Here is a 23,353-nt window from a genome sequence, read left to right as displayed (position 1 = left end):
CAAGTCCTCCGCGTGACCTTCACACGCCCGCGCTGAACCAGCACGGGCGATTGCTGCTAGGCGCTGATGGTCCGGTAGATGGACGTCTCAGAGTCGTTCACGATGTCGTTGGGGTACACGCCCAGGCCGCCATCGCCGTCGAGGTCGATGTTCACCGAGCGCTTGTACGCCTTGTACACCAGCTCCGAGCAGTTGAGAGAGTCGATGTTGCCACCCTTGTTCCACGCGAAATTGCTGTTGTAGGGCTTGTTGACCAGGTACGCGGACGCGTAGTCGGCCGCGCTGGTCTGAGTGGCGGTGCTGTACGGCGTCGTCATGATCTCGATGTTCTTGCAGTACTTCCGGCCGTAGTAGTACCACTCGCCGCTGTTCTGGCCCGAGCCGCGGGCCTCGGTGAGGTAGTCCTTCTCGGAGTAGATTCCTACGTGTCCGTGGGAGATTCCGTAGGTGGAGGACGCGGTGTAGTAGATGTCCCCCTTCCACGTGGCCGGCTGGATGTTGACCGTGGTGCACGAACCGCCGCCACTGCTGGCAATGACCCCGTTGGCGGAGGAGATCGACAGGTGGCTCTCGGCCTCGCCCAACGCGGTCGCCACGGCTTGGCTGTAGGTCAGGCCGGTGGCGGCCGCGGCCTCGAGCATGCTGCGCTTGAGCTCAGTCGCGCTCAGCCCGGGGTTGAGGGCCAGCAGACGGTTGAAGGCATCGGCCTTGGGGCTGGCCCAGGCATTGCTGCCCATCGCCAGGACGAGAGCTGCGGCGGCAGCAAGGGTTCCAGTGGCCCTCGCTAGGTTCCGCCGCGAACGGGCGGAGACGGACGTACGCATGGTGTTGCTCCCTCCGTGATTGGTGAAACTCTTTGGCACGTCCACAGTGGACAGCGGGATCGGCTAGTGAGATACCCGATCCCGTGAGATGAGCCTATTGATCACATCGAACCGGCGACTAAGTCGCGACTATGTCGGCTGGCTCGATACCTGGCCTCGTGCATCGTTGACCGCATGGCCCCGAACCGGCAGAATCGGCTCGGCAGAACGCAGGCGGGAATCACTTCATGATTCGAGGCTCTTTCGGGTGGACCCATCCGACAGCGGTGACCGGTTCGGCGCGCTCCTGCAGCAGTTCCGCGTCCGGGCCGGGCTGACCCAGGACGAGCTGGCCCGACGCAGCGGGGTCAGCGCCCGGGCGATCCGCGACATCGAGCGCGACCGGGTCCGCCAACCGCAACCGGAGTCGTTGCGCCGGCTGGCGGACGCGTTGAACCTCACCGCGGCCGACCGCGTCCGGATCCAGACCGTCCACTCTGCGCACTCCGGCGTCGATACCGTCTGCGTTAACATGCTCGGCCCGCTGGTCGTGACCCGTGGTGCCGGTCGGGTGCCGCTGCCGGTCGCCGCGCAGCGGGGGCTGCTCGCGCTGCTCGCCCTGCGGGTCGGTCAGCCGGTGGGCCGGGACGAGATCGTCGACGTGCTCTGGGGTCCGTCGCCGCCGAAGACCTTCGCCACCCAGATTCACATGGCGGTCGCGCACCTGCGGAGCGTGCTCGACCCGCACCGCCCGCTGCGCCAGCCGGGTGGTCCGATCGAACGCGTCCGCGACGCCTACCTGCTCCGCCTGGACGCCGAGCACTGTGACCAGGTCCGGTTCGAGGCCCTGATCGCGCGGGCGCAAACGCGCAGCGCCGAGCAGTTGGACCTGCTCGACGAGGCACTGAGCGGGTGGCGCGGAGCGGTGCTCGTCGACGCCGGCACCCGCCTGCGTGACCATCCCGACGCGCAGGCGCTCAACCAGCAGCGGATCGCCGTCGCCCTGCGCTTCGCCGACCTGGCCAATGCGACGGCCGGCGAAACAGCCGCCGCGCACCGTTACCCGACGGTCGTCCGGCACCTGCGCAGCATTGCCGGCGACGAGCCCTATCACGAGGCGTTGCACGCCCGCCTGCTGCTGGCCCAGGCGGGCTCCGGCGACCGGGCCACCGCGCTGCGCACCTTCGCCGAGTTTCGGCGCCGGCTGGTCGACGAGCTCGGCGTCGAACCGGCCCGCGAGATGCAGGACGCCTACCTGCGCGTGCTGCGCGACGAGACGGCTGGCACCCCGCGGGCCACGGTCACGATCGTGCAGCAGGACCGGGCCGGCGCCCCGTCGTTGCTGCCGCCGGACATCGCCGACTTCTCCGGCCGTACCGCTGAATCGAACCGAATCGAGGCCACCGTGTCCCGATCGGGTCAGCGGCGGACCGCGCTGCCGGTCGCCGCGATCTCCGGCATGGGCGGGATCGGCAAGACCGCACTCGCGCTGCACGTCGCCCACCGGTTGGCCGACGCGTTCACCGACGGGCAGCTCTACGTCAACCTCCGCGGTGCCGAGCCGGACCCGGTCGACTCGGGCGACGCGCTCAGCCGGTTCCTGCGGTTCCTCGGGGTCGACAGCCGCGCCATCCCGGACGACGTCGGGGAGCGGGCCGCGCTGTACCGCAATCGGCTCGCCGGCCAGCGGATGCTCGTCGTGCTGGACAACGCCGCGTCGGCCGAGCAGGTCCGGCCGCTGCTGCCCGGTGCTCCACCCTGCGCGGTCCTGCTGACCAGCCGGGCCAGGTTGACCGGCGTCGAGGGCGCGCAGTGGGTCGACCTGGATGTCTTCGAGCCCGAGGACGCGGTCCGGCTGCTGTCGAACCTGGCTGGCCGGCAGCGTGTCGCAGACGAGCCGGACGAGGCCGCGGAGCTGGTCCGGCTGTGCGGTCAGCTGCCGCTCGCCGTACGGGTCGCCGGCGCCCGGCTGGCGGCCCGGCCGTCCTGGCGGCTGGCGCACCTGACCGGGATGCTGCGCGACGAACGGCGCCGGCTCGATCACCTATCGCTGGGTGACCTGGAGGTCCGGGCCTCGCTCGCGTTCAGCTACGAGGGGCTCGACCCGATGACGCGCCGGCTGTTCCGGCTGCTCGGGCTGTTCGACCTGGCCGAGTTTCCGGACTGGTTCGCCGCCTGCCTGCTGGAGTCGGACACCGACGGGGTCCTGCCGCATCTCGACGCGCTGGTCGACGCGCAACTGCTCAGCATCGCCGGGGTCGATCAGCGGGGCCATGACCGGTACCGCTTCCACGACCTGGTCCGGCTGTTCGCTCGGCAGCGGGCCGAGGCCGACGACAGCGACGCCGACCGGGAGACGGCGCTGGACCGGGGGCTCGGCGGTTGGCTCGCGGTCGCCGCGGACGCCGCGAGCCGGGTCCCCGGGCCCTGCTACGCGACGATCAACGGCACTGCGTTCCGCCCGGTGGTCGACCTCGAGGCGGTCTACCCGCCCGGCGATGGCGGCGACGCGGCGCTCGCCTGGTTCGACGCCGAGCGGGCGGCATTGATGTCGTCGGTACGGCAGGCCTGCGATCTCGACCGGCACGAGCTCGCCTTCGACCTGGCCGGCAGCTTGGAGAAGTACTTCGACCTGCGCGGCATGTACACCGAGTGGGGCGCGACCAACGAGCGGGTCATCGAGGTCTGCCAGCGGCACGGCAACCTGCTCGGTGAGGCGGTCATGCTGCGTGGCCTGATCGACGTGATGGCGTGGAACACCAGCCACAACGGCGACGACCAGGCGATGGCCCTGCTCTACGACGCCGGCCTGCGCCTGCGGATCCTGTTCCAGAAGGTCGGCGACCAGCGGGGGATCGCCGACGCCGCGGTCATCGTCTCCTGGGGGTTGACCGCCCGCGGCGCGTACGCCGAGGCAGTCGACACCGGCAACGACGCGCTGCGGCTGGCCGACGCCACCGGACACGTGGGCGGTCAGGCCCGGGCGAACGTGGCGCTGGCGCTGGCCTGGCGCGAGCAACGCCGGGTCGACCTGGCGCTGGGGCACCTGCGCAGTGCGCTGGTCCAGGCGCGGAAGCTGGGCAACCCCCGATACGAGGCGACCGTGCTCCAGTTCATCGGGGTGGCCCACTTCGAGGCAGGCGAGCTCAACGCCAGCCGGCACGCCGTCGACGACTCGCTGGCGATCTCCCGCCGCTACCGGGACCACTACGCCGAGGCGCTGACCATGCTGGTCCTGGCCCGGCTGCACAACGCCCGCGCCGAACCGGGCGGCCGAGCGGCGGCGGAGGCGTCGCTGGCGCTGGGCCGGGAGTACAACCTGCCGCACCACATCGCCGACGCCCTGGGCGTCCTCGGCGACATCGCCCTGCGGGAGGGGCGCACCGGCGAGGCGATCGCCCACCTCGCGGAGTCGGTGCAGCTGTGGCGCACCCGCGGCTGGCCGTCGTTCCTGGCTGGCGCGCTGGAACGGTTGGGGACGGCGACGCGGGAGACCGACCCGACGGCGAGCCGGCAGGCCTGGACGGAAGCGCGCGGACTCTACACATCGCTCGGCAACACGGACAGGGCAGCGGAACTCGACACCCTCATCGCCCGGTGACCCTGGAGGGCGCTGTTGCGTTTGCCGATCGGAGGGCGCGCTGGAGTGCGCTGTTGCATTCGCTGTTCTGCATGACCGAGGCAGGCTTGAGCGGCCTGCCTCGTGTTGCCGTGGTCGTACACCCACTGAACGTCATTGATTCGGACAATTAACTACAACACGCAAACGTCAGGCAGGATCCGTGCCGTCCAGGATGGCCCGTGTCGCCCGGGCTTCGGTCTCGAGCCGGCTGGACAGACTGTCGGCGAGCGCCTCCAGTGCGCGGGTCAGGTCGGCGCGGGCCTCGGCCGGACCGGTGTCGTCCAGCGTGGGCAGCATCGCCCGGGCCTCGTCCCCTAGCCGGCTGGGCAGGCTGTCGGCGAGCATCTCCAGGGCGCGGGTCAGGTCGGCGCGGGCCTCGGCGGGCTGGCCGAGCGCGGCCCGGGCCTTGCCTCGCAGGACGAGTGCGAAGGCCACCATGTCGTCGTCACGGTTCTCGATCAGCACCGGCAGCGCCCGTTCGACCGCGCGCAGCGACTCCTCGTGGCGTCCGGCGCGGTCGAAGGAGGACGCCACGCCGTACATCGCACCGGCCCGGGCCAGGAGGGCCGGGCGGGCGGCCACCGGACGTCGGTCGAGTTCGGTCACGGCCCGCTGGAACTCGACGACCGCCTCGTCGTAGTGGCCCAGATACTCCAACGCATAGCCGACGCCCACCACATGATCCGCGAACCCGGCGTGATCGCCGGCCCGGTCGGACAGCTCGCATCCAGTGCGGTGGGCCCACAACGCATCGTCGAAACGGCGGAGATTCAGCCAGGCGGCGCCGGCCGCGTTGAGGGCACGGGCCTGCTCCTGGAGGTCGCCGATCGACTGTGCGAGCTGGTATGCCTCCATCGCTGCCTCCGCGGCCTCCTCGTACAGGCCCATGAGGTACACCGCGGTCGTGGCGTAGAGGGTGGTGTGGAAAGCCTGCTGGCGACGGTCGGGCAGCGCGTCGGCCGCGGCGCGGGCCATCCGGCGAACCTCGTACCAGATGAGCCACCGCAGCGTCGACTCGGAGTACCAGCGGGTTGCCGCGGCGACGTCGGCGACGAGTTGGTGCCGGCGTTCGGCAGCGGCGGTGCGCAACGCCGGCAGCCAGTTGTCGACCTCCGCCCGCAGCCAGGCGTCAGCTTCCTCCAGGGTGGCCAGGGGCGCCAGGCCGGCCCAGCCGTCGGGCAACCCGCCGTACCCGGGTTCGTACCACCGGCCGGCGACGACGACGGTATCCAGCAGCCAGGTGTTCATCCGTTCGGTGGTCTCCGCCTGGACGCCGGGCGGCTCCTCGGCGCGCAGCCGCTCGTCGGCATAGAGCCGGATCAGGTCGTGGAACCGGTACCGGTCAACGCCCTCCGTTTGCAGCAGCCCGACCTCCACCAGATCCTCCAGGCGGTCCTGCGCGTCCGGCAAGGCGGCCTCGATGAGCGTCGCTGCGAGCGGCGGCGCGAAATCGGCGGCCGGAACGTGGGCGAGGCGGCGGAACAGCTGGGCGGTGGGAGGGGGGAGCTGCGTGTACGACAACGCGAACGCCGTCGCCACTGCGGTGTCGCCCGCGGCCAGCGCGGCCAGCCTGCGGCCGGCGTCGGCGAGCCGGTCGACCAGATGTCCGACCGACCATTGTGGACGGCTGGCGAGGCGGGTCCCGGCGATCCGGAGGGCCAACGGCAGGTGCCCGCACAGCTCAGTGACCCTGTTGACCTGCGACGCCGCCCGCGGGTCGCCGGCCTGCACGGCGATGGAACGAAGCAGGCCGGCGGACTCTTCCGGCGCGAGGGGCCGCAGAGCGATCCGCAGCACCCCTTCGAGGCCACTGAGCGCGCGCCGGCTCGTCACGACGACGAGGCACCTGCCGCCCGCGGGTAGCAGCGGCCAGACCTGCGCCTCCGAACCGGCGTTGTCGAGGACCAGCAGGCATCGCCGATCACGCAGGATCCCGCGGAGGTGGGCACAGCGTTCGTCGTCGTTATCGGCGATCTGGTCGGGCCTGACGCCGAGTGCACGCAGCAGTCGCAGCAGGGCGTCTCCGACGGTGAGCGGCGTGGCGTCGACCCCGCGCAGGTCGACGTACATGCAGCCGTCGGGGAAGTCGTCGCGCAGTTCGTTCGCAGCCCGGACCGCCAACGCGGTCTTGCCCAGCCCCGGCTGCCCGTGCACAACGAGGACCGGCGACAGGTCGTTGCCCTCGACGGCGTGCTTCGCGGCGTGCCGGACGATCTCGAGTTCGGCCTGCCGGCCGACGAAGTCCGCGACGCCGCGTGGCGGCTCGCACAGCCGGGGACGGCCGGCTGCGCTTGCGGAGCGGGCGTTCTTCGCCGCGGCCGTCAGGCCGGACCGGGCGTCACCGTCGAGGCCCAACCCGTCGGCGAGAGCGGCGAGGGTGCGGGTCTGCGGTGCGCGGCTGTGCCCACGTTCCATGTCGGAGATGGCCCGGGCGCTGACGCCGGACCTTTCGGCCAACTGCTCCATGGTCAGGCCGGCGGCCCGGCGCAGTGCCCGTAGGCGGTCGCCGAACGGGGACGTCTGGCCCGGCACCCCATCATGATAGATCGGCGAGAGTCCGGTGGACGGAGGAGCCGACGCCCGCACCGTCACCCACTCTTGGCCACGCGTTTCGTCGAGTCCGAGCGGAGGTCGCCCACGACGAAGACCCGGGCCGCGCTGGTCCGGAACGGTAGGGACGGGGATGTCCGTGATGACGAACCCGTCGTCGTCCGCGGCGACACCAGGCGGCCAAATTCACCAAGCTCCGCGAGCTTTACCATGCGCACGGCCGTGGCGAGCCGATCGGGTACGGAGTGCGCGGGCTTTGGGGTCGGACAGTTCGCCGGGCGGGCGCAGGGAGCGCCACAGCAACGCGGCGGCGTAGGAGCGGTACGGCGACCACGCCAGCGCTCTGGTCCGCACCTCGCCGACGGTGGGCAGCCGGTCGAGTTGCCAGCGGTTTCGTACGGCCTCGCGGAGTCCGCGGTCGTCGGCGGGCAGCACGTCCGGGCGGCGTAGGTTGTGGATCAGGAAGGTCTCGGCCGACCATGTGCCGATGCCAGGGACGCCGGTCAGGGCGGCGAGGGCTTCGGTGTCGCTGCGGCGGTCCATACGTTCGATGTCGATGCGGTGCTCGGCCTGGGCTTCGGCCAGGTTCAGTGCATACGTGGCCTTGGCCGTCGAGATGCCGCAGCCGCGCAGGCCGGCCACGCCCAGTTCGAGCACGCCGGAAGGCGTCGGGACGCCACCGGTCGCGGCAATGATCCGGTCGTACACCGTGAAGGCGGACGTCGCGGAGATGCGTTGCCCGACGATGTGCAGCAGCATCGCCGCGAACTGACTCGTGCCGGTGCGGCCGCCGTCATGCCACTCGAAGGCGGCCGGATGTCCGTACTCGTCGATCAGCCGCGCGAGCACGGGGTCCCGCCCGGCGAGGTCATCGTAGGCCCGCCGTGCCGCGCGGTCGGTCATCGTCGCTCGGATCGTAGGGCGATGCAGTCGATCTCGATGTCGAAGTGGTCGGGCCAGGCCGGGACGTTCACGAAGGTCCGGGCCGGCGGATCGACCGGGAAGTAGCGGCGGTAGACGTCGTTGACCGCGGCGAACATGTCGACCGAGGTGCAGTAGACCGTGCACCGGAGCACTTGGTCGAGCGACGAACCGGCGGTCTCCAGGCAGAGTTTCAGCTGCTCAAGTACCAGTTCGGTCTGTCTCTGGATCGGTGCGTCCACAACCTCGCCGGTCGCGGCGTCGAACGGCGGCAGCCCGGACACGCAGACCGTGTCCCCCGCCGCGGTGACGACGGAGGTGGGCGCCTTCCAGTTGTCGAGGTACGTCGAAAGGGGCTCGACCCGGATGACTTCGCGGCTCATGACGCCGGGACGAGTTGGTCGGCGAGGCCGGGCAGGTCCGGCGCGACGAAGTCGGGCTGGGGCAGCGAGGCGACCGGCAGCGGCGCGTTGCCGGGCCGGGTGATCAGGGCCGAACGGAAGCCGGCGCTCTGCGCGCCCATGGTGTCCCAGACGTGGCAGGCAACCATGCAGCAGGACGACGGCGGCACCGCCAGCTCCTGGGCGACCTGGTGATAGGTCAGCGGGGCGGGCTTGTAGGCGCGGACGGTCTCGACGGTGAACTGCCGCTCGAAGAACGGCGCGAGACCGGCGTGCTCCAGCGGGCTCTGGCCGCCGGGGTTGGCCGGCGAGTTGGTCAGCGTGACGAGGCGGAAGTCCGCGTCCTTGAGCTTGGTCAGACCCTGCCGCACGTCGGGGTGGGCAGGCATGGTCAGCATGGCCTGGCGGATGTCCTCCACATCGTCGTCGCTGACCTGGACGCCGTGGACGTCGCCGACCATCTTGAGCAGCCCCTGGCCCAGCGTGAAGTACCCCTCCCAGAGGCCGGAGAGCGTGGTGGTCATCGAGTACATGATCAGGTGGCCGAGCCATTCGCGCATGACCCGGGCGTCGCCGAAGATCTTCTCGAACAGCGGGTTCATCGACTCGAAGTCGATCAGCGTCTCGTTCACGTCGAAGACGAGCACCTTCGGCTCGCCAACGGTCCGGTCGTAGTTCATCGTGCTCATCCCCCTCTGCGGTGGGCGGTCACCAGTTGGCGGCGTCCACATATGGGCGGGTCCAGACGGTCACGTGCAACATGACCGACTTGGTGAAGGCGGCGTGCATGCGGTCGACCCGCTCGGGCGGTGCGCCCTTCGCCGCCAGGTAGTCACGCGCCGTGGCGATCACGACGGCGGTGAAGGCGAGCAGGTACCGCATGGGAATGTGATCGAGCGAGTCGGCGTGGTCGGTGGCGTTCTTCTTGGCCCGGGTGTGCCGCAGCCCGATCTCCTGCTGATAGTTGAGCCAGTCCTGGTCCAGCGGGCGGGTGCAGGCATCGATGATGAACCGGTCGAACCGCGGCTTGGACGCCGCACTGTACTGCGGGTCGGGCGTGCCGTCGGGGTGGCCGGAGTAGGGCCGCATGAAGGGCAGTTCGCCGAGGCGGCGACGGTACTCGGTCACCATGTCGTCGGCCTGGTCGGCGAGGATGTCGGCCGCCTCGAGCAGCGACTGCCGGTCGTCCTCGGTCAGGCCGACCACCGCCTTGAGCCGCTCGAGGTCCTGCATCGTCAGCGGCGAGGTGGCTGCCTCGTCGGTGCCGTAGGTGTACCCGGGAATGGTCGCAGTCTGCATCGGTGCCTCCTTGTTGTGGCTGGAAGGCGTACCCGGTCCAGCCGGTGCTACACCGCGCCGAAGGACTCCACGTGGGCGATCGCTCCGTCGAGCGCGTCGCGCAACGGTTCGGGGCGGCGCAGGGTCTGGGTCAGCAGCATGCCTCCCTGCATCGCGCTGACCAGGACGCGGGCCAGCCGTTCCGGGTCGGCGTCGGGGGCGTAGATCGCCCCGCTCGCGCATGGCCAGCATGCCCTTGCGGAACAGGTCGAGCAGCCGGTCGAAGCCGTCGGCCAGCGCCGTGCGGACCTCCGGGTCGGACTCGACCAGCGGGCCGTCAAATCGAAACGCGCCACGCCGGTACAACGACTCACACCATGATCCGCGAGTCACGGCCTAACCCAGTGACGAGGTCGGAGATCTCGTCGTGACTCATCCAACGCCGCGGACATCGGCCGGCAACGTCTTGCGGCTGCGGAGCGTGACCGCCAGCGCCTGCCGAGTCCCGTGGCCGTAACCGGGTCGCGCTGGCTTTTACGGTCGGTCAGACTGCTGGCCGTGAGCCTCGTTTACCTGGTGCGGCACGCGGAGAAGCGATCGGAACCCGGGGATCCGGGGCTTACCGAGCGGGGCGGATGGCAAGCCGCCCAGACGGCGCTGTGGTTGAGTGGCGTCGGCCTGCACGCGGTCTACAGCAGTCCGCTGTGCCGGGCATGGCAGACCGCCGCACCGATCGCCAGGGCTACCGGGCTTGATGTTCGTCGCGACGAGCGGCTCAGGGAACGCATGAACTGGGACGGCGTCGAGCCGATCGAGGACTTCCTCGCGGCCTGGTCCCGCTGTGTGCGCGACCGGGACTTCGTGCCACGTATGGGTGACTCCTCGCGGCAGGCCGGCGCGCGGCTGCACGCCTTCCTCCAGGACCGGGTGGACGAACCCGGGGCAGTGGCCGCGGTCACGCACGGCGGAGTCACCGCTGATCTGCTGCGCACTCTTGTGGGCGACGACAGGGTACCGGCCGAGGTGGTGCATCACGGCATTCCGTCGTGTGCGATCACCGTCCTGGACGGCTCGACAGTTGTAGACGTGGCACGCATGGACCATCTCTCGTGAGTCGTTGCGAAGACGCTGCGTGACGGCTGCAGCGCAGGAACTCGTCCAGCCTTGGCAGGACACCGCTCCAGTAACCGCCGCATCGCGAAGCTACGCAACGGCGACTACCTGGTGGCTTTGCTCGCCCACAGACCAGCCCGCTGCCCAACGGCTACCGCACCCTGCAACGCTTCGCCCGGCGCTTCCCGCAGGTGACCTGGGCCATCGAAGGCGCCGCCGGACTCGGCGCACCGCTACGCGACCGGCTCGCCGCCGACGGCGTCGAAGCCCTGGACGTGCCAGCGAAACTGGCCCGCCGGGTCCGGATGCCGTCCACCGGCCACGGCCACGGCCGCAAGACCGACGAAGCCGACGCCCTGTCCGGCGGCGCCGGGTCGGACCCACTGTCGGCCTGCAGGGCAACGACATCCTGGACGGTGTGTCAGGACCGGCCGATTTCACCGACGGCGGCAGCGGCACCGACACCTGCGTGCACGCTGACGCCGCGGTCAGCTGCGAGTGACGCCCGGCGTCACGACCCGAGCGAACCCGTCGCCCTGCGGGCACATGCGGTGACGGCTGCGATTGCGGCGCGGACGACGTCCGGCTGGGTCTTGAAGCCGAAGACGGTCAGCGCGAGGACCGGCTGGCCGTCCGTGTCGAAGACGGGTGCGGAGATGACGCGGGCCTGCGCCAGGACGTCGTCGGACAGCTCGGCGGGCTCGTAGTCGAGGGAGGCCACCAGGGCGTCGAGTTCCTCGTTGGCGACCGTGCCCGGTTCGGCGGCGAGGCGTTGCAGGGCCGCGGCGAAACGGCGGTGTCCTTCGCTGCCGAGGCCGATCGAGAATCCGCGCTGCCGGATCCGGGCCAGGGCCTGGATCTCGGCTTCTTGGGAGTCCGGGGCGAACCGGGCCACCCACGCCTCCTGCTCCCGCTCCGGTGCCCACGCCTCGAAGATCGAGGGGCCGTGCGGCCGGAACGGCAGCCGCTGACCGACGAGGGTGGTCGGCTGCGCCGAGGGGGTCGCCGACGGCGGGTCGAGCTGGCCGACCACGACGACGCTGTCGCTGACGGGTGCGGTCACCAGGCAGCGCAGGCCGGCATCGGGCAGTTCCTGCGCGATGGAGCGGATGAGCTCGAAGTGGCGCAGCGGGCGGGTGAGCCGCATCTCCGGGTCGTAGGCGGTCAGGGTGAGCGGCGCGAAACTGCCGTAGCCGCTGCGGAAGAACAGCAGGGGTAGCTCGGTGCTCGCGGTGTCGAGGTGCCGCACCTCGGCAAGGGCGATCTTGTGATCGCCGGCGTCGTGCACCGCGACCGGGACGCAGTCGATCCAGGCGACCGCGCCGTCGATGATCGGGGCCCCGGACGGAGCGGGGTGCCACGGGACACCGTCGAACCGGTCGGCGAGCGGCGCCGTCGCGATGCGGCGGCACACGTCGCTCTGGTGGGCGGCGAGAATGTTGACGCACCAGTTGCCGGCCCGCTGCAGGTGCGGCCAGGTCTCCGAGGTGACGCTCGGGTAGAACCCGACGAGCGGAGGGTTCAGCGACACCGAGGAGAAGGAGCCGACGACCATGCCGATCGGCGGGCCGTCCGCCGGCTGAGCGGTGATCACGCAGACGCCGGTGGGGTACTGCCCGAGGACGTGACGGAAAAAGGCGGGGTCGTCGGCCGGGCCGGGCGGGCGGCGGTCGGGACTGAGCGACATCGGGCTCATGCCTCCGCGGCCCGCAGTTCGCGGTCCTCACGCAGGCCGATCGCGTCCGCCCACAAGGACGTCAGGTGGTCGATCACGCCCTCGGGGTCCAGCGGCGGGTCGGGCGGGTCGGCGACGAAGGCGTCGTAGCAGTACGCGCTGACCATGAGGCTCAGGGCGCGGGCTGTCTCCTCCGGGTCGAGGCCCGGCCGGACGTGGCCGCTCTTCATGCCGCGGGCCAGGGACCGGGCGAAGGAGCGGCGGAAGTCGCCGACCCATTCCCGGCGCAGCTCGGCCAGACGGGCGTCGCTGTGGCTGGCGGTCTCCCACAGGCTGAAGAAGTCGCGGTTCTCCCACTGTGTGGTGACGATCGCGCTGATCGCGCGGCGCAGGCCGAGGCGGCCGGTGGCAGCGTCCCAGAAGTCGGCGCCGAGGTTCAGCATGCGCAGGGCGCTCTCGCCGGCGAGCGTCGCGACGATGTCGTCGCGGTCGGCGAAGTACTGGTAGACGGTCCCCAGGCTCACCCCGGAATGCTGGGCGATGTCGTTGAGGGAGATGTTCGCGTAGCCGTCGCGGGCGAAGAGCTGCTCGGCGACCTCGAGAAGTTTCTTGCGGGTCCGCATGGCGCGCGGGCCGACCGGGGTCTCCCGCCCGTCCTGGCGCCGCACCGCTCCGCGCAGGTTGGCGGCGACCCGTTCCAGGCGCCGGCTGCGCGCCGCATCCGGCACGTCGTGTGGTTCCGGCATGCCGCCCCCTTTCCGTAGCCAGGACTCCCTGGTGAACGCCGGAGAACCATAGCGCCATCGTTGTGGCGCGCGCCACCCTGAATCTGAATAGATTCAGTAATTCGATTGGGCGCGGCAGCATCGCCCAACGGGGCAAGATCCGGGCATATCAGCTGAACCGCACGCAGTGGACACCGGTGCACGAGTTTTCGGTAGTCCCTTGCGCTCACCAAGTTTCTGAGTAGATTCAGCACTCACTTCCTGAAGATCGGCGACACACCCCACGCAGCCGCCTGCTCCCGATCTCGATCGACACCCGCTTATGAGGGGGATCTCCATGGCTCGTCCGGCGCCCATGACTTTCGGCGTGTTCATCGCCCCGTTCCACGCCAACGACGACAGCCCGACGCTCACCCTGCGCCACGACCTGGCGCTCATCGAGCTCGCGGACCGGCTCGGGTTCGACGAGGCGTGGGTCGGCGAACACCACTCGACCGGCGTCGAACGGATCGCCGACCCGTTCATGGCCCTGTCCGCGGCGGCCGTGCGCACCTCACGGATCCGGCTCGGGACGGGCGTCACCAGCCTGCCGTACCACCACCCGCTGATGGTCGCCGACCGCGTCGTCATGCTGGACCACCTGAGCTTCGGCCGCGCGATGCTCGGCGTCGGCCCGGGCGCGCTCATCTCCGACGCTGACATGATGGGCATCGCGCCGGTGACCCAGCGGTCACGGATGAACGAGGCACTCGATGTCATCATCCGGCTCCTCGACGGCGACACCGTCACCGCCTCCACCGACTGGTTCGAGCTGCGCGAGGCGCAGCTGGCCTTCCTCCCCCTCAGCCCGAACGGGGTCCCGATCGCCGTCGCCAGCACGACCTCGCCCTCGGGCGTGACGACGGCGGGCCGGCACGGCGTCGGCGTGCTGTCACTGAGCGCCGGGTTCATCGGCGGGAAGAAGGACATGAAGGCCCAGTGGGCGATCGCCGAGCAGGCCGCCGCCGACGCCGGTACGACCATCAGCCGCGACGGCTGGCGGATGGTCGTGCGGGTCCACCTCGCCGAGGACCGTGAGCAGGCGATCCGCGACGTGGAGAAGGCCCGGCTCGCGGAGCGGGAGAACTACTTCAAGCCGGTGCTCGGCCTGGAGAACGACTACACCCTCGCCGACGAGATCGCCGACGACAGTTCCATCATCGGCACGCCCGCGGACGCCATCGCGGCCATCGAGCGGATGCTCGAGCAGACCGGCGGCTTCGGCGGTTTCATGGTCATGACCCACGACTGGGCCAGCCGTGACAAGGCCCTGACAAGCCTCGAACTCTTCGCCCGCTACGTCATGCCGCACTTCCAGGGCACGCTCGCGGCCGCGCAGCGGTCCGCCCGCGTCGTCACCGAGAAGCGGCCGTCCTACAAGCCACTGGCGCAGGCCGCGATCTCCAAGGCGTACTCCGACTCCGGCCGGGAACTGCCCGCCGGGGCGAACATCCAAAGCTTGCGCTGACCCGGTCCCGGGCCGGACACCCCAAACGAAACCGGCTCGGAAGATCCGAAAGGACCGACATGCCCACCCCTTCCCCCCGCCATGTCCTCGTCCCGTTCGCCGCCCTCACCCTGCTCGCCAGCCTCGCCGCCTGCCGGGGCGAGGACCAACCAAGTTCCGGCGCCAGCAGCAGCGGCCCGATCAAGATCATGCAGATCGGGACGTTCGACAGCCCCAACCTGTCACTGAAGGACGCCAGGGCAGGTCTCGACGCGCACGTGCAGTCCATCAACGCCGCCGGCGGCATCGACGGTCGTAAGATCGAGGTGGACTTCTGCAACGACGCGTACAACGCCAACACCGGCGCGGCATGCGCCCGCAAGGCCGTCAGTGACGGCGTCGTCGCCGTCGTCGGCGCGGCCAGCTCACAAGCGCCCGCGGCACTGCCGGTCCTCGAGTCCGCCGGCATCCCGTGGCTGGCCGGCGCCGGATCGGGCGGCCCCATCGAGGGCACCAGCGCGATGTCGTACCCGATCACCGGCGGCACCCAGTCGATGCAGGTCGGCATGGGCAGGCTGCTGGCCAACAAGGGCGCCAAGAACATCGCGGTCATCGTCGCCGACGCGGCCGCCGCCTACGCCGCCGCCGACGACATCGCCAACGGAGCCAAAGCCGGCGGTGCGCAGTCGTACCGCATCCTCGCCCCGCTCGGCGCGCCCGACTTCAGCGCCGTCGCCTCCTCGGCCCTGGCGAAGACCCCCGACGCCGTCGCCGTCGCCTCCACCGCGACCGACGCGCCGCGGATCATCAGGGCGATCCGCCAGGCCGGTTTCAAGGGCAACATCTCGACCTTGGCGAACATCTTCAAGCCCGCCGACCAGAAGGCCCTCGGTGATCTCGCGAACAGCGTGTTCGTCACGTCGTCGGCGGTCCCGGTCAGCAGCACCTCCGTGCCGCAGGTGCAGCAGTTCCTGGCCGACATGGCCAAGTACCACCCGGAGGCCGTGACCGACAACGGTTCCCTGGGCACCTGGACGTCGATCACGTTCCTCGTCGAGATCGTGCAGCGGCTCGGCGGCAACGTCTCCGCCGCCGCGATCACCGGCCTGCTGAACAAGCTCGACAAGCCCATCGTGCTCGGCACCGTGTCCGACTACGCCGGCATCCCCAGCCCGCCGGTCGCCACGAACTACCCCCGCGTGCCCACGTTCAAAGTCTTCGTCTCCGAGGCGACGGGCGGGACGTTGCAGCAGGACGGCGACGCGATCGACCCGCTGGCCACGAAGTAAGGGACGGCAGATGACCCCGGCGGCGGCAGCGACGGCCGAACACGCACCGGTCCTCGAACTGCGCGGGCTGAGCGCGGGCTACGACGACCTGGCGGTGGTGCGCGACATCGATCTGCACGTGATGCGCGGCGAGATCGTCGCCCTCCTCGGTGCCAACGGCACGGGGAAGTCCACGACGATCCTGACCGCCGCCGGTGAGCTGCCTCCGATCGGGGGTGAGGTGCGGTGGCGCGGGACGGCCACCACCGCCCCGCTGCACGTGCGGGCCCGCATGGGGATGAGTTTCGTCCCGGAGGAGCGGTCCGTGCTCATGGGGATGTCCGTACGCGACAACCTCCTGCTCGGTCCGGGTGGCATCGGCCGGGCCACCCAGCTCTTCCCCGAACTCGAACCGCTCCTCACGACCAGGGCCGGGCTGCTGTCCGGCGGCGAGCAGCAGATGCTGTCGCTGGCCCGGGCCCTGGCCGCGAACCCGGTCGCACTGCTGCTGGACGAGTTGTCCCTCGGCCTCGCACCGCTGGTCGTCGACCGCCTGTTCGCCGCGCTGCGGCGGGCGGCCGACCAGGACGGGGTGGCCGTGCTGCTGGTCGAGCAGCAGGCCCGTCGGGCCATGGCGGTCGCCGACCGCTGGTACCTCCTGCGGCGCGGTGCCGTCGCGGCGAGCGGCAACGCGGCCGACGGCATCGGGGCCGTGGAGTCCCTCTACCTCGGTGACGCCACCGCAACCGGAACGGAGTGACCGTGGAAATCGTCCAGTTCGTGCTGCTGGGCCTGGGTATCGGCGCGATCTACAGCCTCCTCGGCCAGGGCCTCGTCCTGATCTACCGGGGCTCCGGGATCGTGAACTTCGCGCAGGGCTCGTTCGTGATGGTCGGCGGCTACGCCTACTACGAGTTCCGGGTGGCGGCCGGCTGGCCGGCGATCCCGGCCGTCGTCGCCGCGACCGCGGCCGGCGTCCTGCTCGGCGTCGCCGTGCAGTACCTGATCCTGCGCCCGATGCGCACCTCGTCACCGATCGAACGGGTGATCGCCACCCTGGGCATGCTGCTCACGCTGCAGGCCGCAGCCGTCCTGCGGTACGGGGTCGGTCCCATCAGCGTGCCCTCGTTCCTGCCGACCGACGCCGTGGAGCCGCTGCCCGGCACGACCCTCGGCGTCGACCGGCTCATCATCCTGCTGATCGGCGCCGCGCTCACCGCCGTGCTGTACATGGTGTTCCGCTGGACGGCGTTCGGCCGCATCGCCAGCGCGATGGCCGAGAACCAGCGCGCCGTCGCGGGTCTGGGCCACTCACCGGACCGGATCGCGACCGCCAACTGGGCCCTCGCCGCCGGTATCGCGGCCCTGGCCGGCGCACTGATCGGCCCGATCACCTACCTGCAGCCCACGCAGCTCACCCTGCTGATCGTGCCGGCTCTCGCGGCCGCGCTGCTGGCCAGGTTCGTCTCGTTCCCGATCGCCTTCGCCGGCGCCCTGGGCATCGGCGTCGTCCAGTCCCTGATCACCCGCTACGTCACGGTGACGGGCTGGGGCGACAGCGTCCCGTTCATGGTCATCGTCGCCTATCTGGTCCTGCGGGGAAGCTCGCTTCCGCTGCGCAGTCACGTCCTGGAACGGCTGCCCAGCGTCGGCGACGGCCGCATCCGCGTCGTCCCGGCCGTCGTGATCGTCGGCGTGTTCGCCGTCCTGATCGCACTCGTGGTGCCACCGGTCTGGGCGCAGGCGCTGACGGTCACGATGGCGTTCGCGATCCTCACCCTGTCCATCACCGTCGTCACCGGCTACGCCGGGCAGTTGTCCCTCGCCCAGTACGTGCTCGCCGGATCGGGAGCCTTCGCCGCGGCGACCCTCGTCCACCACGCCGGCTGGGGCTTCCTGCCGGCGCTGATCGGCGCGATGCTGGCCGCGGCACTCGTCGGAGCCCTGGTCGCGCTGCCGGCCCTGCGGACCCGCGGGATCAACCTGGCCATCGCGACGCTCGGCATGGGCATCGTGCTGTTCAGCCTCGTCCTCAGCGATTTCCAGCTCACCGGCGGCGATGCCGGCATCCGGATCGGCGAACCCTCGATCTTCGGCTGGGACTTCGGGGCGATCAGACATCCCTACAACTACGGGCTCGTGACCCTCACGGCGTTGACCCTCAGTGCCCTGGCCGTGGCGAACCTCCGCCGCGGCCGGGCCGGCCGGCGCCTGCTCGCGGTCCGGTCCAACGAGCGGGCAGCGGCCGCCCTCGGCGTCAACGTGTACGTCGGCAAGGTCTACGCCTTCGCCCTCGCCTCAGCGCTCGCGGCGCTCGCCGGGGTCCTGCTCGCCTTCCAGGGCGTTGCCGTCCTCCCGGCCCAGTTCGACGTGCTCACCTCCATCACCGTCATCGGCGTCTCGGTCGTCGGCGGGATCGGCACCATCGGCGGTGCGATGCTCGCCTCGACCCTGCTGCCCGGCGGGGTCGGCACGCAGGTCCTGCACGGCGTCGACAACCTGGAGAGCTACCTGCCCCTCGTCAGCGGGCTGTTCCTGCTGTACGTCCTGCGCAGCGGCCGCAACGGCCTGTACGAGATGAACGCCCACCTCGTGCGCCGCATCGGCCGGCTCCTGCGGGTGCCGTCCCTGCCGACCCTCCCCCGGGCGCGCCAGGAGGACCCGGCCCGCCCCCGGGCGCGCCAGGAGGACCCGGTCACGCCGCAGCACGACCGCCGCCCGTCGCGGTCGCTGCACGTGTCCGGCCTGCGGGTCCAGTTCGGCGGCGTCGTGGCCGTCGACGACGTGTCGCTGGACCTCGTCCCGGGCGAGGTGCACGGCCTGATCGGCCCGAACGGGGCCGGCAAGACGACCGTCATCGACGCCCTCACCGGGTTCGTGCGACCTGCCCGCGGCACGATCAGACTCGACGACACCTCGATCGGGCCGTGGAGCGCGCGGCGCCGGGCCCGCGCCGGGGTGGCCAGGTCCTTCCAGTCCCTGGAACTCTTCGCCGACCTGTCCGTCCGGGAGAACCTCGCGGTCGCCTGCGACGACGGCAGTGCCCGCCGGTACGCCACCGACCTCGTCGCACCGGGCCGCATCCAGCTGACACCGTCCGCCCTCGCCGCCGTCCGGGAGTTCCGCCTCGAGGACGACCTCGACCGCAGGCCGGGCGAGCTCGCGTTCGGCAAGCGGCGGCTCGTCGCGATCGCCAGAGCGGTGGCGGCCGACCCGCGCGTGCTGCTGCTGGACGAGCCGGCGGCCGGGCTCAGCGACGAGGAGGCCCGGGAACTCGGCACGCTCATCCGGACCCTCGCCCGCGACTGGGACATGAGCATCCTGCTCGTCGAGCACAACGTCGACCTGGTGCTCAGCACCTGCGACCGGGTCACCGTGCTGGAGGCCGGCGCCGTCCTCGCCCGGGGAACACCCCAGGACGTCGCCCGGGACCCCAGGGTCATCTCCGCCTACCTCGGTCGCGAAGCGGACGAGTCCGACGACAGCGCCCGCGTGTGAACGCCGGCCCGGTCGACGTCTCAGCACCCAGCCCGAAGGAGAAGCCGATGAGCACGCCGGCGACGCACGAGTCCGTGGCCGCAGAGGCGCACGCGTTCTTCGCGGCCCGCGCACAGCGGCGCGAGCGGCGCGGCATGCTGCACGGCGTCGGCGACGACGACGTGGTCGGGGTCGGGCTCACCCAGCCGGACGCCGAGGCGGCCGAGGTCGCCCGGGCCCAGCAGTGGCAGCGGGAACTGTTCGACGCGGGCCTCGCCTGGCTCGACGGCCCCACGCGGTACGGCGGGCGCGGCCTCGAGCACGACTACGTCGAACTTGTCGCCGGCATCGCCGCGCAGTACGAGGTGCCGTCCACGTCGACGTACATGGTGAGCCACGGGATCGTGGCGCCGACCATCCTGGCGCACGGCACCGAGGAGCAGAAACAGACGTATCTGCCCGGGATCTGGCGCGGCGACCTGATCTGCTGCCAGCTGTTCTCCGAGCCGGAGGCCGGGTCCGACCTCGCCAGCCTGCGCACCACCGCGGTCCGCGACGGCGACGACTGGATCGTCACCGGCCAGAAGGTCTGGTCGTCCTTCGCGCACGTCGCGCAGCTCGGTGAGCTCCTCGTGCGGACCGGGCCGCCGGAGAGCCGCCACCGGGGCCTGAGCGTGTTCCTCATCGACATGCAGTCCCCCGGCATCGACGTCCGCCCGCTGCGCCAGGTGACCGGGTCCGAGCACTTCAACGAGGTCTTCCTCGACGGTGTACGGGTACCGGACTCCCGGCGGCTCGGCCCGGTCGACGGCGGCTGGGGCATCGCGATGACCACGGTCGGCAGCGAGCGCTCCGTGCTCGGCCGGGCCCACAACGGCATCATGATCGAGCCGGTCATCCGGCTGTTCGCCCTGGCGCGCTCGACCGGCGCCATCGAGGACCCGGCCATCCAGGACCTTCTCGCGGAGTGCTGGGCGCGTGAGCAGGTGCTGCACGAGACCGCCACGCGGCTGCGCGACGCCGGCGGGGCGGCCCCGGGATCCGTGGTGAAGCTGATGACGACGTCCGACATGGAGTACTACTCCGATGTCGCCGCCCGCCTCCTGGGGTACCGGATGGTCGCCGACACCGGCGCCTGGGGCACGTACTCGTGGTCGCAGCTGCTGCTCAGCGCGCCGTCGCACCGGATCGCCGGTGGCAGCGACGAGATCCAACGCAACATCCTCGCCGAGCGTGTGCTCGGTCTTCCGCGCGAGGAACGCCCGGTCACCGAGAAGAGTGCGTGAGCATGGACGAGATCGAGCAGCTGCGGCACGTCGTCCGCGCCCACCTCGAACGGGACCCCGGGGCCGCCCTGCGCGGCGGGTCCCTCGACCCGGCTGAGGTCCGGCGGCTGGACCGCGACCGGTGGCGCCGGCAGGCGGACGAGCTGGGCCTGCCCGGGGTCCGGATTCCCGAGCAGTTCGGCGGCGCGGGCATGGGCCTGGCGGAGGAGGTCGCCGTGCACACCGAGCTCGGCCGCGCCCTCGACGACGGGCCGTTCCTGACCACGTCGCTCGCGGCTGCGGCCCTGGTCGCCCTGTCCGACGACGAGGAGAACCGTGGCCGGCTCCGGCGGATCGCCGCCGGTGACCTTGTCGCGGTGCCGGTGCTGCCGATCGAGGAGACGTTCCCGCTGCAGTACCCGCACGCCACAGCCGGCCCCGGCGGCGAGTTCGAGATCCGCGGCGAGCTGCCCTGCGTCGTCGACGCGACCGCGGCCGACGCCCTGCTCGTGCTCGCCGAGCACCAAGGGTTCCACGCGTTCTTCTGGGTCGACGCGAACGACCCCGGCGTCGAGGTCGTCCCCCTCGCCACCCTCGACCTGACGCGGCGCATGGGCACGGTCCGGCTGACGGGCGCCCGCGCCGAACTCGTCGCGCAGGACGACCGCGCCCGCGCCGGTGTCGCCGCCATCCGCCAGAGCGCCATCCTCGGCATGTCGGCGGAGTGCGTCGGCGCGGCCGAGCGGGCCCTGGAGATGACCGTCGAGTACGTGAAGGTGCGCACCCAGTTCGGCCGGCCGATCGGGTCGTTCCAGGCGGTCAAGCACAAGTGCGCCGACCTGCTGGTCTCCCTCGAACGGGCGCGGTCGGCGCTGTCGGTCGCCGTGCGTTCCGTGCAGCACAACGACGCGATCGGCCGGCGGCCGGAGTCCCTGGCAGGGCTGGCCGTCGCGCGGATGTACTGCGGCCGGATCGGCGCCGAGATCACCCGCGAGGCGATCCACCTGCACGGCGGGATCGGGTTCACGTGGGAGCACCCGGCCCACCTGTACTACCGGCGCGCCGTGTCGAACCGGCAACTGCTGGACTCCACCGGGCAACAACCGCGGCTGCTCACGGCGTCCGTCCTGGCCGCCCACGGTGAGGACACCCAACTCGCCACGTTCTACGCCGGGAAAGTCGCCCGTTGATGGATGGAGGTACCCCCGTGCAGCTTTCCGGCTTGGCCCCCGGTGACTGGGTCACCGTGCAAGCCCGCTTCACCCCGCAGGCCGCTTTCCTGGTAGCCGCGGACGGCCGGACCCGCACCTACGCCGAGGGCGAGGCGCGGATCACCCGGCTCGCCCGGGCGCTGCAGCGCATCGGGGTCGGCCGCGGCGACCGGGTTGCGCTGCTCGGCGTGGACTCCCCCGAGTACGTCGAGGTGCTGCTGGCCTGCATGAAGCTCGGCGCGACCTACGTGGCGCTCAACTTCCGGCTGTCGGCGGCGGAGATCCGCACCGTCCTGGCAGCCAGCGGCGCCCAGGTCATCTTCCACAGCGCCCGCTACCAGGAGATCGTCGAGGACTGCCGGCTCCGGCACACCATCGAGTTCGAGTCCGGCCATGAGGACTTCCTGACGGGCGGGCCGGACGGCGGCGAACTGCCGGCCGTCACCGGCGACGACGACATCCTGAGCATCTCCTTCACCAGCGGGACGACCGGCACCCCGAAAGGTGTGCTGCAGTCACAGCGGATGATCAAGGCGATCACGCAGTCCGGGGTCCTGGAGCTCGGACTGCGACCCGGTGACCTGATCTACTCCGGTGCCCCGCTCTTCCACGCCGCCGGGTTCGGGCACCTGCTCTACGGCGTCGCCCGCGGCGGGGCCTCGGTGATCATGCCGCAGTGGGACGCCGACCTGGCGCTGTCGTGGCTCGGGTCCGGGCGGGTGCGGCACGCGACACTCGTCCCCAGCATGATCATCCAACTGCTGGAACATCCGCGGCTCGCCGAGGCGGACTTCTCCGGGCTGCGCTCCATCATGTACGGCGGCGCGCCCATGCCGACGTCGGTCGTGCGGCGCATGGCCGAGGTCTTCGGCTGCGACCTGCACAACGGCTTCGGCGCCGGCACCGAGGCCGGCGGGCAGCTCGTCCTGCGGCCCGAGGACCACCGGCGGGCCCTCGGCGGCGAGGAGTGGCTCCTCGGCACGATCGGCCGGCCGGCGTTCGGCTGCGACGTGCGGCTCCTCGACCCGTCCGGCGCCGAGGTGCCGGACGGGCAGATCGGCGTCATCGCCAGCCGCGGCGACACGGTGATGAGCGGCTACCTCGACCGGCCCGACCTCACCGCCGCCGCCGTCCGCGACGGATGGTTCTGCGCCGGCGACCTCGCCTGGAAGGACCCGGAAGGGTTCCTGCACCTGGCCGGCCGGGCCGACGAAATGATCATCCGGGGCGGCGAGAACGTCTACCCCGTCGAGATCGAGGACGTCGTCGGCGGGCACGCCGCCGTGGCCGAGATCGCGGTCGTCGGCGAGCCGGACCCGCACTGGGGCCAGGTGGTGACCGCGGTCGTGGCGTTGCGCGACGGCCACGACGCACTGTCGGCAGCGCAGGTCAAGGAGCACTGCCGCGGCCGGCTGGCCAGCTACAAGGTGCCGCAGCGCATCGTCGTGGTCGAAACCTTCCCCCGCAACCCGGCCGGCAAGATCGACAAGATCCGGCTGCGGGAGCTGCTGGCCGGAAGCCAGATCACATGAACCCGTTCACTACAGAGGAGCTGACC

General features: G+C 71.2%; 17 protein-coding genes. 9 read left to right on the top strand and 8 right to left on the bottom strand.

The features are described 5' to 3' along the window. Positions 1 to 56: 56 nt before the first annotated feature. Complete coding sequence (locus AB0K00_RS10230; protein ID WP_363518270.1) at positions 57 to 737, bottom strand: YiiX/YebB-like N1pC/P60 family cysteine hydrolase; 681 nt, start codon at positions 735 to 737, stop codon at positions 57 to 59. A 334-nt stretch (positions 738 to 1,071) separates the two neighbouring features. Between AB0K00_RS10230 and AB0K00_RS10225 the strand changes: the two genes are divergently transcribed. Next, positions 1,072 to 4,404, top strand: coding sequence for a BTAD domain-containing putative transcriptional regulator (locus AB0K00_RS10225; RefSeq protein ID WP_363518268.1), 3,333 nt, complete (start codon positions 1,072 to 1,074; stop codon positions 4,402 to 4,404). A gap of 168 nt (positions 4,405 to 4,572) precedes the next feature. Here the strand turns inward: AB0K00_RS10225 and AB0K00_RS10220 are convergent, their stop codons facing one another. The 5 genes from AB0K00_RS10220 to AB0K00_RS10200 all read right to left on the bottom strand — a co-directional run bounded on the left by AB0K00_RS10220 (position 4,573) and on the right by AB0K00_RS10200 (position 9,596). Next, positions 4,573 to 6,957 carry a helix-turn-helix domain-containing protein gene (locus AB0K00_RS10220; RefSeq protein WP_363518266.1) on the bottom strand — a complete coding sequence of 795 codons (2,385 nt, stop codon included), beginning with the start codon at positions 6,955 to 6,957 and terminating at the stop codon, positions 4,573 to 4,575. A 204-nt stretch (positions 6,958 to 7,161) separates the two neighbouring features. Next, positions 7,162 to 7,878: a hypothetical protein gene (locus AB0K00_RS10215; RefSeq protein ID WP_363518264.1), complete on the bottom strand. Its 717-nt coding sequence runs from the start codon at positions 7,876 to 7,878 to the stop codon at positions 7,162 to 7,164. Further along, on the bottom strand, positions 7,875 to 8,279 hold the full coding sequence (locus tag AB0K00_RS10210; RefSeq protein ID WP_363518262.1) for a RidA family protein: 405 nt from the start codon (positions 8,277 to 8,279) through the stop codon (positions 7,875 to 7,877). Before AB0K00_RS10210 ends, AB0K00_RS10215 begins: the two co-directional genes overlap by 4 nt. Beyond that, complete coding sequence (locus AB0K00_RS10205; protein WP_363518260.1) at positions 8,276 to 8,977, bottom strand: haloacid dehalogenase type II; 702 nt, start codon at positions 8,975 to 8,977, stop codon at positions 8,276 to 8,278. The genes AB0K00_RS10210 and AB0K00_RS10205 overlap by 4 nt, the downstream gene beginning before the upstream one ends. 28 nt (positions 8,978 to 9,005) lie before the next feature. Continuing rightward, positions 9,006 to 9,596 (bottom strand): protoglobin domain-containing protein, encoded by a 591-nt coding sequence (locus AB0K00_RS10200; protein WP_363518258.1) that lies wholly within the window; start codon positions 9,594 to 9,596, stop codon positions 9,006 to 9,008. 537 nt (positions 9,597 to 10,133) lie between these two features. Here AB0K00_RS10200 and AB0K00_RS10195 point away from each other — a divergent pair. After that, positions 10,134 to 10,688, top strand: coding sequence for a histidine phosphatase family protein (locus tag AB0K00_RS10195; protein ID WP_363518256.1), 555 nt, complete (start codon positions 10,134 to 10,136; stop codon positions 10,686 to 10,688). Positions 10,689 to 11,199: 511 nt separating this feature from the next. On the opposite strand, the gene AB0K00_RS10190 is transcribed toward AB0K00_RS10195, so the two are convergent. Together AB0K00_RS10190 and AB0K00_RS10185 are read right to left on the bottom strand one after the other, a co-directional pair. Continuing rightward, positions 11,200 to 12,375, bottom strand: coding sequence for a flavin reductase (locus AB0K00_RS10190; RefSeq protein ID WP_363518254.1), 1,176 nt, complete (start codon positions 12,373 to 12,375; stop codon positions 11,200 to 11,202). Between the two features lie 5 nt (positions 12,376 to 12,380). After that, complete coding sequence (locus tag AB0K00_RS10185) at positions 12,381 to 13,109, bottom strand: TetR/AcrR family transcriptional regulator (RefSeq protein ID WP_363518252.1); 729 nt, start codon at positions 13,107 to 13,109, stop codon at positions 12,381 to 12,383. Between the two features lie 334 nt (positions 13,110 to 13,443). Between AB0K00_RS10185 and AB0K00_RS10180 the strand changes: the two genes are divergently transcribed. Genes AB0K00_RS10180 through AB0K00_RS10150 form a run of 7 tightly spaced genes read left to right on the top strand, consistent with a single transcriptional unit; the run spans position 13,444 to position 23,327 of the window. After that, a complete protein-coding gene (locus AB0K00_RS10180) occupies positions 13,444 to 14,595 on the top strand; it encodes an LLM class flavin-dependent oxidoreductase (protein ID WP_363518250.1) in 1,152 nt (383 codons plus the stop codon). Positions 14,596 to 14,654: 59 nt separating this feature from the next. After that, positions 14,655 to 15,863 (top strand): ABC transporter substrate-binding protein, encoded by a 1,209-nt coding sequence (locus tag AB0K00_RS10175; RefSeq protein ID WP_363518248.1) that lies wholly within the window; start codon positions 14,655 to 14,657, stop codon positions 15,861 to 15,863. Between the two features lie 10 nt (positions 15,864 to 15,873). Beyond that, entirely contained in the window at positions 15,874 to 16,602 is a 729-nt protein-coding gene (locus tag AB0K00_RS10170) for an ATP-binding cassette domain-containing protein (protein ID WP_363518246.1), read from the top strand. 2 nt (positions 16,603 to 16,604) lie between these two features. Then, complete coding sequence (locus tag AB0K00_RS10165) at positions 16,605 to 19,340, top strand: branched-chain amino acid ABC transporter permease/ATP-binding protein (protein WP_363518244.1); 2,736 nt, start codon at positions 16,605 to 16,607, stop codon at positions 19,338 to 19,340. 47 nt (positions 19,341 to 19,387) lie between these two features. Beyond that, positions 19,388 to 20,605 (top strand): acyl-CoA dehydrogenase family protein, encoded by a 1,218-nt coding sequence (locus AB0K00_RS10160; protein ID WP_363518242.1) that lies wholly within the window; start codon positions 19,388 to 19,390, stop codon positions 20,603 to 20,605. 2 nt (positions 20,606 to 20,607) lie between these two features. Further along, positions 20,608 to 21,774, top strand: coding sequence for an acyl-CoA dehydrogenase family protein (locus AB0K00_RS10155; protein ID WP_363518338.1), 1,167 nt, complete (start codon positions 20,608 to 20,610; stop codon positions 21,772 to 21,774). Positions 21,775 to 21,791: 17 nt separating this feature from the next. Continuing rightward, positions 21,792 to 23,327 carry an AMP-binding protein gene (locus AB0K00_RS10150; protein WP_363518240.1) on the top strand — a complete coding sequence of 512 codons (1,536 nt, stop codon included), beginning with the start codon at positions 21,792 to 21,794 and terminating at the stop codon, positions 23,325 to 23,327. Positions 23,328 to 23,353 lie beyond the last annotated feature (26 nt).

The organism is Dactylosporangium sp. NPDC049525, from assembly GCF_040676755.1.
In the GTDB taxonomy this organism is placed as follows: domain Bacteria; phylum Actinomycetota; class Actinomycetes; order Mycobacteriales; family Micromonosporaceae; genus Dactylosporangium.
This window is presented reverse-complemented; position numbering and strand designations above follow the sequence as displayed.